This is a genomic window from Paraflavitalea speifideaquila, assembly GCF_032395985.1.
Lineage (GTDB): Bacteria > Bacteroidota > Bacteroidia > Chitinophagales > Chitinophagaceae > Paraflavitalea > Paraflavitalea speifideaquila.
Map to the genome: position 1 here is coordinate 2,375,906 of NZ_CP135920.1, position 13,481 is coordinate 2,389,386.

The 13,481-nt window shown below is 46.3% G+C and carries 11 protein-coding genes and 1 pseudogene; 7 read left to right on the forward strand and 5 right to left on the reverse strand.

Annotation, left to right across the window (positions count from 1 at the left end; genetic code table 11):
* Nucleotides 1–68: 68 nt before the first annotated feature.
* From RS881_RS16495 to RS881_RS16515, 5 genes and pseudogenes are all read right to left on the reverse strand, one after another.
* Nucleotides 69–1,418 (reverse strand): T9SS type A sorting domain-containing protein, encoded by a 1,350-nt coding sequence (locus RS881_RS16495; RefSeq protein ID WP_315822076.1) that lies wholly within the window; start codon nucleotides 1,416–1,418, stop codon nucleotides 69–71.
* Entirely contained in the window at nucleotides 1,358–2,626 is a 1,269-nt protein-coding gene (locus RS881_RS16500; protein ID WP_315822077.1) for a M43 family zinc metalloprotease, read from the reverse strand. Before RS881_RS16500 ends, RS881_RS16495 begins: the two co-directional genes overlap by 61 nt.
* A 44-nt stretch (nucleotides 2,627–2,670) precedes the next feature.
* Entirely contained in the window at nucleotides 2,671–3,132 is a 462-nt protein-coding gene (locus tag RS881_RS16505) for a zinc metalloprotease (RefSeq protein WP_315822078.1), read from the reverse strand.
* 523 nt (nucleotides 3,133–3,655) lie between these two features.
* A pseudogene (locus tag RS881_RS16510) lies at nucleotides 3,656–4,765 on the reverse strand (carboxylate-amine ligase).
* Between the two features lie 137 nt (nucleotides 4,766–4,902).
* A complete protein-coding gene (locus RS881_RS16515; protein WP_315822079.1) occupies nucleotides 4,903–5,856 on the reverse strand; it encodes an ATP-grasp domain-containing protein in 954 nt (317 codons plus the stop codon).
* Between the two features lie 219 nt (nucleotides 5,857–6,075).
* Here RS881_RS16515 and RS881_RS16520 point away from each other — a divergent pair, with 219 nt between their 5' ends.
* From RS881_RS16520 to RS881_RS16550, 7 genes are all read left to right on the forward strand, one after another.
* Entirely contained in the window at nucleotides 6,076–6,876 is an 801-nt protein-coding gene (locus tag RS881_RS16520) for an alpha/beta hydrolase (protein ID WP_315822080.1), read from the forward strand.
* Nucleotides 6,877–6,911: 35 nt separating this feature from the next.
* Entirely contained in the window at nucleotides 6,912–7,901 is a 990-nt protein-coding gene (locus RS881_RS16525) for a tetratricopeptide repeat protein (protein WP_315822081.1), read from the forward strand.
* Nucleotides 7,859–8,134, forward strand: coding sequence for a hypothetical protein (locus RS881_RS16530; RefSeq protein WP_315822082.1), 276 nt, complete (start codon nucleotides 7,859–7,861; stop codon nucleotides 8,132–8,134). Before RS881_RS16525 ends, RS881_RS16530 begins: the two co-directional genes overlap by 43 nt.
* A gap of 657 nt (nucleotides 8,135–8,791) precedes the next feature.
* Entirely contained in the window at nucleotides 8,792–9,343 is a 552-nt protein-coding gene (locus RS881_RS16535; protein ID WP_315822083.1) for a carboxypeptidase-like regulatory domain-containing protein, read from the forward strand.
* Between the two features lie 32 nt (nucleotides 9,344–9,375).
* The gene (locus RS881_RS16540; RefSeq protein WP_315824504.1) at nucleotides 9,376–9,576 is read left to right on the forward strand and encodes a TonB-dependent receptor plug domain-containing protein; all 201 of its coding nucleotides are present in this window, start codon (nucleotides 9,376–9,378) and stop codon (nucleotides 9,574–9,576) included.
* Nucleotides 9,504–11,870: a SusC/RagA family TonB-linked outer membrane protein gene (locus RS881_RS16545; protein WP_315824505.1), complete on the forward strand. Its 2,367-nt coding sequence runs from the start codon at nucleotides 9,504–9,506 to the stop codon at nucleotides 11,868–11,870. The genes RS881_RS16540 and RS881_RS16545 overlap by 73 nt, the downstream gene beginning before the upstream one ends.
* A gap of 23 nt (nucleotides 11,871–11,893) precedes the next feature.
* Entirely contained in the window at nucleotides 11,894–13,420 is a 1,527-nt protein-coding gene (locus RS881_RS16550; protein ID WP_315822084.1) for a RagB/SusD family nutrient uptake outer membrane protein, read from the forward strand.
* The last annotated feature ends 61 nt before the right edge of the window (nucleotides 13,421–13,481 follow it).

Sequence of the window (13,481 nt, forward strand, 5' to 3'; positions counted from 1 at the left end):
AAGGTATTGTAAATTCATAAAAAAACAGCCACCCGGTAAGATGGCTGTTTTATGTGGTATATGCCTTTTTAGCTAGGTCGTTTGATAATACGTTGAGTGACTACCTTATCATCATAGAACATCCTGAGGGTATAGATGCCACTGCTGAAGTGGCTAAGGTCTACCCGGATATTATTGGCAGCATTGCCTTTGAATGATCTTTGATACACTACCTGGCCCGATGAACTGATCACTACCATTCCTTTCAGGTTGGTAGGTGGTATCAGGTGTCTTACCTCAAAGGAGCCACTGAAAGGATTAGGATAAACCAGGTATCCTTCCGATTTCAGTTTGGCTGGCAGTATTACTGTAGAAATATTGATGTTATCCAGGAAGGTATTGTTACCGGCATTGCTGGTATTCCTGAATATTACCTGGAAGCTACTCTTGCCTGTAACAATGCGGGTAATATCAATGAACTCTTTTCTCCAGTAATTATTATTGGGCACAAAACCAATGGGGTCGGTACTGTGATCGTATAGCGGTGCTGTATTGGGATCACCCAGGGTTTGCAGCTCGGTACCCCATTTCTTATACACCGAAGTATAGGTAAGTCCGCAATCTGAAGTAACCAGTACTTCCAGCGTATCCATGGGTATGCCAGTGCTTCCCGGGTATACGGCAGTAGCATGGGCTACATCAAAACGTACATAGATAGAATCAACAGGTTCAATCCTAACGATGGGTGAATACAGGTTATCTGTTTGTCCTGAAGTACTTTGGTAATTGCGTACCCAGGCTGAAGCTGTTTTTTCAGTTGAGCTAAGGGTATTTCTTTCCCAGGAATAATTTGTTCCGGACGATTGCAATCCCCAGCCTTCTGGTGGGAAACTACCTGATTCAAATCCTTGGGTGATGGGTGCATTGACAGGCGTAAAGATAGTGAACCTGAATTTGGCTGTATCATTGGTTACATCCTGGTCGGATCCATTATTAGGTAGGGAAGTATACACGGTAAGGACGTGGGCGCCTGCAGGGAGGCTGGAAATGGTACCCAATGCAAAATCTGCTACAGTTCCTTTGGCCACATTGCCATTGAAAGTAAGGGTAGTCACTGCATTGTTGTCAATACGGTAATTGACCTTTACAGTTGTAAGCGGGTCTTTGGCCTTATTACCAATGGTTAAAACAGGGTTAATATTGAAACTATTACACTGGAAGGTAGTTACTCCTTTAATGCCTACTGCAACAGCATCCCTGGATGACTGTGCTGCTGCGGTTACGCCAATATCATCAATAAAGATATTATTGCCATACGCATTGAGGTTCCTGAATTTAAGGATCAGCTTTTGCCCACTACCGATAAATGGTGTAATATCTACCTTTTCTGTACGCCACAAGGCAGCATTGGTTCCCGGGTCAAAAGCCGAGGTAGCCAAGGCCGTTTGGGTTTGAAGGTCGCTACCTGTTTTCTTGTACAGCAGGAAAAGCTTTGTCCACCGTTATTCGAGGCATGTACTTCCAGTCCATCCCACTCATAGGTGGCATTGCTATAACGGCCAAATGCTACCCTGAAGCTCAGCACTGAACTATCGAATGCTCCGAAGTCGATAGGAGGGGTGATCAGTTCATCCAATTGCCCTGCATCATTAAAGGTATAATTGCGGGATACGGCTGCTCCCTTATAAGTATAATTAACATCACTTAAAAACCAGGAATTACTACCGGTGGGGTTGTTTATATACCAAAGGTCATTGGCGGCAGTCAAACGGGGCGGAAAGAAAGCGCCGCCAAAGTTTTCGGTAAATGGTGCGGTGAGGTAATTGTCGCGGATATTAACTCTTGAAATAATGGTGTCATTATGAAGGTAACCATCTGCACCGCCATTGGGGGCGGTAGTGTACACCTGAACAGTATGATTGCCTCTTACGCCGGTAATATTGCCTAAGCTCAACGTGGTATCACCCAATACCGGTAGCGTTATAGCAAAAGTAGTGGGTACTACCGGGCCGGCATCAAGTTGTACATGCACGGTTACGGAATTAAGTACAGTGGTACCATAGTTCCGGATGGTAGCTTTAAGGGGAGTATTGTTGAGTATGGGGCTCCTCGTATCACATTTACCCATGGGGGTAATACTCAGCAGGTAGGCATCTGTAACAGGCGATGGTGGGGTGGCTCCATTGGAAGTTTTTAAAGAAGCCCTGTACATGTCGATCGTGGCCACTACCCGCTCTTTTTGTCCATTGGTAAACATAAACAGGGAGCGGTCATCGTAATAGTTCATATAGTTCATGTACATGATGCCGTTGGGCACAGGTGAACAGCCATCGGTATACATACCACTCACGTTGCCATACATGGTATTATCATCAGCCTTTTCGGAGGGTGTATCATCGTTGGAGGCTGCAGGTGTAAGCGGCCATCCGGCCTGTATCCTGAAGTCGAGGTTGTTACAGCCTGCATTATCTCCGAAAGTATGCCATAGATACAGGTAGTGCCCTACTTCATGTGAGAGGGTGGCGCCTTCACTATAGTTGGGAAAAAAATTCCGGCAGGTATTACCGCCAAGGGTGCCTATATGAATGGCTACACCCTGTGGTCCGATTGATGCCGAATTGGTGAAGGGGAAGGTGGCAATACCCAACAGGTTATCAGAAAAAGTAGCACACCAGATATTCAGGTATTTAGTTACATCCCAGGGATCAAGACCGCCCAGGGCTGTACTTTTAGTTGATTGATGGTGGTTTGGGAAAATGTTTGGGTAGTTATCCGGCGTTCAATACCATTGGTGGCAGCGCCACCGGGTGTACGCCGGGCCAGTACAAACCTTACAGGAATATTAGCAATGGCAGGTACAAAGGCAGGTGCAAAAACACCATTGGCCTTATAAAATTCTGCCTTATGACCCGAAAAGTCATTATTGAGGATCTCCAGCTGATCATAAACATCTCTATCGGGGGTCGTACCTAGCACCGAACTGGAGCCTACTAGGTGGAATACCACAGGAATAACGATCTCTCCTGCTTCTATGCGCTGACCGCTTTGGTCTTGCTTGCGTTGTAGATAAGCCTGGTATTGTTTCTGCCCTTCTTCCTGCCATCTTGTTAAAATAGAGGGGTCCTCCTTCACAATCCTGTTGATCATGTCCATGGTCCCGCATCGGTGGTTTAGCTGTGCGTCAGGAAGGCGTTTTTGTTTTTGGGCGCTAGCAACCAGGCTGATGAAAAGAAATATGCCTGCTGCCACAGTACGTAGAGTAGATTTTCTCAAGGCAATAAAGTTTTGGTTCAATAATAGTAGAGTCTCAAGAGTTGCTATCCTCAATTTACTCATTTTTTTAGTATACTTTCCGGCAGGTATAATTTTTATTTCCTGGAACACAGTTCCCATGAGGATTTTGTGACCTTAAGCGAATTGATTAGATGCTTTCGTCATGCGTAATTACTACGTGTAAGGGATATTGGTATCTGTTAGAAGGGAAGGGCAATGCTATTCTACCCAAATACCTTGGGTTGTGAGCTGTGATTGGCCCCGAAAGCAGGCGGGAGTGAGTGCTTTTGTGTCGGAGGGCAGGAGTTGTGAGTGGGGCGGGAGCAGGGAGAGAAGAATAAATTATTGGTTATTAGTTATTTATTATTCCCACTAGCCACTAGCCATTCCCCACTCGCCGTATTTACAATCCGCTAAGAAACTGACTTTGAATGTAATCTACCACACTGGTAAGGCTTTGCGTTTGTTCAAACACTTTTAATTGCCGGTCGGCGCCGGTACCCTCTTCCATCATACGGGCTACATAATTCACGGCATGGCGGCTGCCGAGCGGGTCTACCACATCATCAATGAAATCCAGCAGCTCATAGATCAATACCCGGGCATTGACTTCCTCTTCCTTTCCAAAATCGATCAGACGGCCATCAATACCGTACCGGCTCGCGCGCCATTTGTTTTCATTGATCAATGCCCTGGAATACTGTATGAAGTTGAGGTTTTGATTGCGCAGCTTGTATATTTTGGCACATACTCCCTGGAACAAAGCCGCAATGGCAATTGTTTCCGACACCGTCATGGGTACATCGCAAATACGGAACTCTACAGTATTGAAAAAGGGATGTACCCGTAGATCCCACCATATTTTCTTGGCATTATCTATACAGTTGGTTTTACCAATAGTTTGATGTAATTGTCATAAGACTCTATCGAATCAAATGTATCGGGTATACCTGTCCGGGGAATTTATCGAATACCTTGGTGCGGAAGGATTTATAACCCGTAGTACGGCCTTCCCAAAAGGCGAATTGGTGCTCAGGGCATAAATATGCGGTAAAAAATAACGGGTGGAATTGGCAATATGATTGGCCATTTCCCGGCTTTCCATACCTACATGTACATGCAGTCCAAAAATGAGGTTGCTGCGTGCGGCCTCTTGTAATTCGTTGACTATTTCATTGTAACGGATATGGTCGGTGATCAATTGACTTTCCCAGTGACTGAATGGATGGGTGCCCGCCGCGCCCATCGCATAGCCCAGCTCATGGGCAATACCGGCAATCGTTTTGCGCAAGGTGCCCACATCGTGAAAAGCTTCATCCACATTCTGGCAAATATCCGTGCCCACTTCTACTACGGCCTGGTGCATCTCGGCCTTTACTTTGTCTTTGATCACTTTCTGCCCTTCAGAAACGATCCGCTGCTCATGACTTTTCAGTTCCCGGGTATTAGGGTCCAGTACCATGTATTCTTCTTCGATACCCAGCGTAAATTGTTTATAGTTGGTATTTGACATTAATAATTTGAAGATTTGGGAATTTGATAATTTGAGAATGCTAATGGCAGGCTGTACTCAAATTTCAAACCATTTATTTGTTGATAGTAATACCTGATAGCTGTCCTTACGGGATATTCCCCTGCAGAGCCCCCGCTTTAAATAAGCGGTTGTTTCGCAGCGCTGTGTTTAATATAACCTCCCCAGGTAAGGTTATCACATTTCGGTTCATGGGCCAGTGCACGCTCTATGGCATAATTGGCAGCAGTTTCTACTACCCAATTGAAGTTTTCTTCCCCTACACTCGGCAGGTCGGCATCAGGAGCCGGGTTGCAGAAATCAATAGCATAAGGTATGCCGTCGCGTATAGCCAGCTCTACCGTATTGAAATCATAACCCAGGTATTGATTGATGCGTAATACGATCTCTTCCATTTGTTGCAACCGTTCGGGAGAAGGATGAAAATTATGCGTATAGCGCAGGTGATGCGGGTTGCGAGGTTCATAACCCATGATGCGTACATGTTTTCCGCCAATACAATAGCAGCGGTAATATTCGTCAAAAATGATCTCTTCCTGCAACAACATCACCAATTGACCCGTTTCGCCATGCTTGCGGTAGAAATCCTCCATATCATGGAGCTTGTATACATTTTTCCAGCCGCCACCGGCAAAGGGTTTCATATAGGCGGGAAACCCTACATAATTAAAGATACCTTCCCAGTCCAAGGGGTAGGTAAGGTTACTGAACGACTGGTCGGTGGTATCCGGCGGTAATTCATAGGAGGGCAGTATGACCGTTTTAGGAACCGGTACGCCAATTTTGACGGCCAGGCAATTATTGAAGAATTTTTCGTCGGCACTCCACCAAAAGGGATTGTTGATAACAGCGGTGCCGCAAATAGCTGCATTTTTGAGGAAAGCCCGGTAAAAAGGTACATCCTGTGAGATACGGTCCACAATGACAGCATATTCATCCGCAGCACCTTGCACCACTTTGTCTATGCGAACTGGTTCGGCTACCACTCCATTCACCCCCTTACTATTGATCCTTTCTACAAATGCCATGGGAAATGACCTTTCCTTCCCAAAGAGAATCCCTATTTTTTTCATATGCGCTCAATTTTTTATGATGAATGTAGTGTGCGGAGAGTAGTAACCAAATTTATCTGAATGAAAGGGAAATACCAAATGCGAGTTGTGCGTAATCCCGAAAGCTTTCGGGAGCGAGGCCGGATATTGGGCTGCCGGCCTCCGACCACGGCACCCGGACTTCCGACTTCTTTTTCATTACTTTTGCGGCTTATGCACACTGAGATCACTACTAGCATCATGGTTGAGACCGTAGCATTGCCATCTGAATTTCTGGAACGAACGGTAACGGTGAATTTTTACTTGCCCACCAATATTGCCCGGCCGGAAGAGATCAGCCTGCTGCTGGTGAATGACGGACAGGATCTGGAAGCAATGGGCTTTGATAAAATGGTCAGCTATCTGACCGAAACCAACCAAATCACCCCACTCTTAGTAGTAGGTATTCATTGCGGAGACGACCGCCTCAATGAATATGGTATGATGATAGGCCCCGATTTTAAAGGCCGGGGTACCAAGGGGGCGGCTTACCAACGTTTTTTATTTGAAGAACTTTTACCTTACCTATACAGTCACTACAAGATCACTAATTTCAAAGAAAAAGCATTTGCCGGTTTTTCCCTGGGCGGGCTCAGTGCAATGGATATTGTGTGGACCAATCCCGAAGTATTTTCCAAAGTAGGTGTTTTTTCAGGTTCCCTTTGGTGGCGTTCAAAAGACAAGGATGCCAAAGATTACCACGGCGATAAGCATCGCATGATGCATCGCCAGGTACGGGAAGGAGAATATCATGCCGGGCAAAAATTCTTCTTCCAATGCGGCCTGTTCGACGAAACGGAAGACCGCAACCGGAATGGTGTTATTGATTCCATTGACGATACCATCGACCTGATGCGGGAATTATTACAAAAGGGATATAAAGACGGCAGGGATATGTATTACCTGCAATTACCCAAGGGACGGCACGATGTGCCTACCTGGGCCAAAGCTTTACCCGCATTTCTGAAATGGGGATGGCGGGGAAAAGGGGAGGAGCAGTAGTAAGCAACCTGTAGATACAAAAATTGCTGGTTTCCATGATAAGATTGCTATGCCTCCTCACTGCCTGTTTGTACTTCGGGATACCTGCCCATTCGCAGTTGAATGTGGATAGCCTCAACGGGCTGCTGGCCGATAAAAAGTTAACCACTCTCAACCGGATCACTACCCTCAACCTGCTGGCTGCCCATTACAATAAAGATTCTACCAACCTGGCCCTGGTGTTGGCCAATGAAGCCTACCTGCTTTCCTTAAAAGAAGAGAATACTGCCCTGCAGGCCGCCTCCCTGCTCAACCTTTCAGAAGGTTATCTATATAATGATCAATACGACCAGGCCCTTAGTTATGCCTATACTGCTTTGGATATTTGCCTTGCCGCTCAAAATGACAGTGCCATTGCCCGTTGTTATACCAGCCTGGGTTGGATATTTTATGATACGGAGAATACACACTTTTCATTGCAGTACCACCAGCAGGCTTATGATATATATAAGAAGGGAGGCGATCCCCGCAGATTGGCCGTATCTACCAATGCACTGGGCTTGGTATACCTCCTGAAAGATGAATTTGAAACAGCCCGCCGGTATTTTGACAGTACCCTGGCCATTGCCCTGCAATACCACCTGGAGGGCATGCGGGCCACCGCCCTTAGCAACCGGGGTATTTGCTATAATGAGTTTGGCCAATACCAGCAAGCGCTTTCCGACCTTAACCAGGCCCTTGCCATCCTGAGCCGGGTAGATGAATTGTCGCATGCCGAGGTACTGAACCAGATGGCCTATTCACATATCAAACTGAAAAATTATTCCCAGGCCGAAGCCCTGCTACATCAGGCAAGGCAACTGATAAACCAATCCAATTCCAATACCAGGAAGGAAAAACTATTGGATAACCTCACCAATTCCGTTTTGCTTTACCAGGAACTGGGGTCCTACCAAAAGCGTTTACCGAGCTGCAGGAATATACCAGGGTGCGCAACCAGATCTTGTCCAAAAGTAAAAGTGAAGCTATCTCGGCACTCAAACTGAAAAGGGAGGCCAAAGAGAACGAAACCAGGATCATTACCCTGGTGGCCCAGAAGGAACTGCGGGCCTTTCAGCGCAACGCACTGGGGGCCGGAGTGGTGCTTATATTAATTATCGGATTACTGCTGTATAGTAAACTGCGACAAAAGCAGAAAAAGGATAAAGAACTGGAAGCGGTTAAGCGTGAATTGATTAAAAGGAGCTGGACGGCGCCCTCCTGGAAAAACAAGCCCTGAATAACAAACTGGAATTCAGGGACAATGACCTTAAAAATTACGCCCTCTATATTTCCCAGCGTAATGAAATGATCCGCCAGTTTATTGACGAGCTGATGAACCTGGATATCCAGAATGATGCTAAAAGGAGAACATTACCCGGTTTAACCGGATGGTGCATAAATTCCAACATGACCTGGACATTAATAAAGATGCTCAGGACTTCAACCTCTCGGTGAATGAGATCCACAAGGATTTTTCTTTAACCTGCTCCAAAAATACCCTGACCTTACAGAAAATGAACGGCGGCTCTGCGCCCAGATCAGGCTCAACCTGTCTATTAAAGACATCGCTTCTCTCAATAATATCTCTGTCAAATCGGTCGAAATGGCCCGTTACCGGCTGCGTAAAGCCTTCAACCTGGATCATAAGGAGAGCCTCTCCGATTTTCTGTCCAATTTTTGATCCCTTCTTATTCAATTAATTAGCCCTCTTGTAGAGGTGCTGTAGGGGTACCTGGAAAGCCTGAATAGAGGCTTCGGAAGCACCTGCCCCCATTTTTCCTGACTACATTACTTGCCCTGTTCGGGAAGGCTGGTTACGTTGTAACCACCTGAATGGTTGCTGCCAACCTGTACATGCAAAGCCATATTAAAAACTTAAAACCAAAACACGTATGTGGAAATTTTTAAGAGGGAACGGAATCTTATTGTTCCTTTTTTTATGCGGGATAACTGCCAATGGGCAGGTAACGCCCCCAACTGGACCCTCAGGGGTAAAATTACAGGCCCCGCCGGCCAGCCCATTGCCGGCGCCAGCGTTCAGGTTAAAAATACGACTACCGGAACCTCTGCCAGCGAAACGGGTAGCTTTACCCTTACCGTACCAGCCAATGCTACCCTGGTTATTTCGGCAACCGGATTTCTGAAAAAGGAGATCAAATTGACCAGCGATCAGGAGTTGGCCATCGTACTGGAAGAAGACAAAAAGGGCCTCGATGAAGTAGTGGTGATTGGTTATGGTAACCAGAAAAAGGGTGACCTCACCGCTGCCATTTCTACTGTGAACACCAAAAACCTGGCAAAGCAGCCAACCGGCAATATTGGAATGATGCTGCAGGGACAAGCCGCCGGTGTGATCGTGAGTGCCGGTACGGGTAACCCCGCCGCCAATCCCGTAGTACTGGTGCGCGGTCTCAATAGTATCAATAACGACAACCCCTGTATGTAGTAGATGGTATTCCACTGGGCTATGCGTACGACATCAACCCCAATGATATCGAATCTGTGAGCATCCTGAAAGACGCTTCTGCAGCTACTATTTATGGCGCCAGGGCAGCAGGTGGTGTGATCATCATCACCACCAAAAGGGAAAATCAGGTGAGCCCCGCATCAACTTCAATTCGTATGTATCACTCCACAGGCTCAACAACAATATTGACCTGCTGGAAAAAGTGCCCATGAACAAGGTAGTACGGGAAGCGTATGCCAATGATGGCGAAACGGCCCCCATCTATGTACAGGATGACAGCAAATATGCCAATTCCAACTGGGTGGATGCTTTTACCAAACAAGGGGTAGAGCAAAAATATGATGTGGATATGTCGGGCGCCACGGAGAAACTCACGTACCGCTTATCCCTTGGCCATTGGGAACACTCCGGCTCCATCATTAACTCTGGTTCCAAGCGCGATAATATCCGCCTCAATTCAGACATCAAGCTCCTGAGCGGCCGGCTTAAGATCAGCCCCATCTTTGCTTACACCCGTTTCAACAATAAGAATTTTGGCGATGTGAATGGTGATGGCAATGCAGGTTTTTCACCCATCATGAACGTGTACAATACCTTGCCTCATAAAGCTATTTATGATGCCACTAAAGTGAATGGATATGCAAAACCTGAAACTGAACTGGGCTCCGGTAATCCCGTGGGCGAAAGAATGCTCAGTAATGGCAGCACCATCGATGATCACCTGCAATTCAATATCTCGGCCGACCTGCGCCTGTGGAAAGGACTCTCTTACAATTTTACGCTGGGCCGCAATATAGTAAACACCTTCGATTTTAACCAAAGTGCGCCGTATGACTTTGGTGCACAAGCCCTGGTAGAAAATCCCAGCCGCTCCGAAAGCCGTGGCCGGAACGAATTTACCGTATTAACCCACTTGCTGAATTATGAAAAAGAAATAGGCAATCACCGCATCAAAGCCATGTATGGTTTTTCTCGCGAGAAATCCATCAGCCAGGGAACTTCAGGCTCTGGTAACCACCTGAGCAGTCCGCTCATTGAAGCCCTCTCGGGCCTTATTGTAGATGGTACGGGCGACTTTATCCGTGCAGGTGGCTGGAATTTTACCAGTACCCTGCAATCTTACTTTGGCCGGGTGAGCTATAATTATGATGACAAATATTTCCTGCAGGGAAGTATTCGCCGTGATGGTTCTTCCAAATTCGGATCGGTAAACCGGTACGGAACCTTCTATTCATTCTCGGCTGGTTGGAACCTGCATAAAGAAAGTTTCTTTAATGTGCCCTGGATCTCCGAACTGAAACCCCGTATCAGCTACGGTACAGTAGGTAACCAAAACGTGAGCAATTTCCAATACCTCGCCAAAATATTCCTGGCAGGTTCTAATCCTTACCTCAATTATCCTTTTGGTACAGCACTTAGTCAGCAGGTATATGTGGGTGCTATTGCAGCAACCCTGGCCAATAACAATATCAAATGGGAGCAAACGGCTACATTGAACGCTGGTGTGAACTTCAGCCTCCTGAAGAACACCATCAGTGGTAGCTTCGATTATTTCCGTTCCCGTACTTCTGATATGTTGGCCGAAACACCCATCCCTTCCTCCTCCGGTATTACAGCACTGCCGCTGACCAATATTGCCGATATGGAAAATAAAGGATGGGAAATGACCGTTACTTACCACCATCCTGCTAAAAGTGACTTTAATTGGGACCTGACGGCTAATATCTCTCACAGCCAAAATAAGATCATCCGCCTGGGTTATGATGAAGGCGTGATTGCCGATGGTTTTGTTGATTTTAATAACCGCGGTACTACCCTTACCAAGAAAGGAGAGGCCCTGGCTTCCTTCTACCTGTATCAAACTGCCGGCATCTTCAAGTCACAAGCCGAAGTAGATGCACACGTAAACAAAGCTGGTGAAAAATTACAACCCAATGCAAAACCAGGTGATCTCCGTTTCCAGGATACCAATGGCGATGGTGCATTGGATGACAATGACAAACTGTTAATGGGAAATGGATTGCCTAAACTGGATTTCGGATTGACCTTTAATGCCAGTTATAAGAATTTCGATTTCACCATATTCCTGAATGGTAAGCAAGGACAGAAGATGTACAATGGCGCCAAAATGTTCCTGTACCGCTTTTATCGTTCGGCCGATCTGCAGAATGCCTGGAGCCCTTCTAATCCCAATGCTTCTGTATATCGTTTGTCCAATGCTGATGAGAATGAGAACCTGCGGGTATCAGATTATTTCCTGGAAGATGCCTCCTTTATCCGTTTGCGCAACCTGCAAGTAGGTTACACCCTGCCACAGGCGTTAACAGAAAAGATGCACATTGATCGCTTACGCATCTATGCAGGCGCTTATAACCTGCTCACCATTACCAACTACGCTGGTTTTGATCCGGATCTTTCCAATACCGGCATATTTAGCCGTGGTATCGACCGTGGTTATTACCCCATGAGCCGCTCTTTTGTATTTGGTGTAAACCTTGGATTCTAATCTGAAATTTTAAATCGTCAATCATGAAGTTAAAAATAGCCGCCCTTTTCATATCTGCCGCCACCATCTTCACCGGCTGCTCTGATAAATACCTGGAACTGGACGATAAACAAAGTCTTACAGAAACTACTTTCTGGACTACCAGGCAACACGCCTTGCAAGGCATTACAGCCACCTATGCTGCCTTACAGGGACATGATGGTTCTAAATGGACCTTCTTTGAAGAAGTATATATCACACTTGCCTATAAGGCCGATGATGTTGACAATAATAAAAATGAGCCTTATGGTAAAAACCTGGCAGCCTTTGTAAACAATGCCGACGAAAGTGGCCCCTGGAACCTGTGGGCTACCTGTTATGCCGGCATTGGCCGTGCCAACCAGGTTATTGAAAAAGTACCGGGTATTACGGTAATGACCGAACAGGAACGCAATGAGATCGTGGCAGAAGCAAAGTTCCTAAGGGCGTACAACTATTTTGTATTGGTAAATGGTTTTGAGCATGTGCCACTGGTATTGAAGTTTGAAAAAGACCTTAACAAATTACAAGTGCCACAAGCTGCGGCAGCGGATGTGTGGGCGCAGATCGAGAAGGACCTCAAGGATGCTGAGGTGGCATTGCCTCTATCTTATGCGGATACCTATAAAGGCCGAGCAACCAGGAATGCAGCCAAAGCACTGTTGGGTAAAACCTACCTGTTTCGTGAAAAATGGGCAGAAGCAGAAGCAAAGTTCCGGGAGATCTATGGCAAGTTTGCGTTGAACAGTAATTACATCGATAATTTCAATGGTACCAAGGAAAATGGTCCAGAATCGATCTTTGAGATACAATTCAGTGGCGACCGCGCTATCTCGGATGAAAGGCATCCTTTCAATTTCGAAGTACGGCCTTATGCGCTCGATGGATGGGAGATCTATTATCCTTCGGACTGGTTGGTAACTACCCTGAAGAATGATAAGACAACCGGTGGCGAATACAGTGACCGTGTATACGGCACGATCTTCTTCAATGACCCGGCCTCCAAAATGTGGGACCTGAATATCCCTGCCAACCTGGTATCTTATAGCACAGTAGCATCGAATCTGCAACGTCCGGTATATTTTAATAAGTATGCCTATCCTAACGACCGGGGTGGTGCTTATGTAGGTACCAATATTTCCGTGATCCGGTATGCCGATGTGTTGTTGATGTTGGCCGAAGCGGCTAATGAAAATAATAAAACAGGTGAAGCTACCGGTTTTGTGAATGAAGTGCGTAACCGCAGCCATGCCAAACCGCTTGCCGTGGGTGGGTTGAATAAAGACCAATTGCGTGAACAGATCCGCAACCACGAAAGGCCGGTTGAGCTGGCCATGGAATGGGGCATCCGCTGGTTTGACCTGGTACGCTGGGGACGTGGCGCTACTGCCAAACAATTGGTGAAACCCCTGTTGGTAAACCATGGAAAACCATCAACCAATAATTATGTAGAAGATAAACACATCCGTTTTCCCATTCCTTTGAAAGAAATAAATGTAAACCCATTATTGGAACAGAACAATCTGTATTAACCCTTCGCACCGGTATAGCCATATACCGGTGCGATATTTTTCATCCTGATTAACCTGGCAT

Bases quoted from the DNA above. Each gene is read 5' to 3' on its own strand.
- RS881_RS16515 (WP_315822079.1), bottom strand. From the start codon at position 5,856: ATGAAAAAAATAGGGATTCTCTTTGGGAAGGAAAGGTCATTTCCCATG.
- RS881_RS16525 (WP_315822081.1), top strand. From the start codon at position 6,912: ATGATAAGATTGCTATGCCTCCTCACTGCCTGTTTGTACTTCGGGATA.
- RS881_RS16505 (WP_315822078.1), bottom strand. From the start codon at position 3,132: ATGGACATGATCAACAGGATTGTGAAGGAGGACCCCTCTATTTTAACA.
- RS881_RS16550 (WP_315822084.1), top strand. From the start codon at position 11,894: ATGAAGTTAAAAATAGCCGCCCTTTTCATATCTGCCGCCACCATCTTC.
- RS881_RS16520 (WP_315822080.1), top strand. From the start codon at position 6,076: ATGGTTGAGACCGTAGCATTGCCATCTGAATTTCTGGAACGAACGGTA.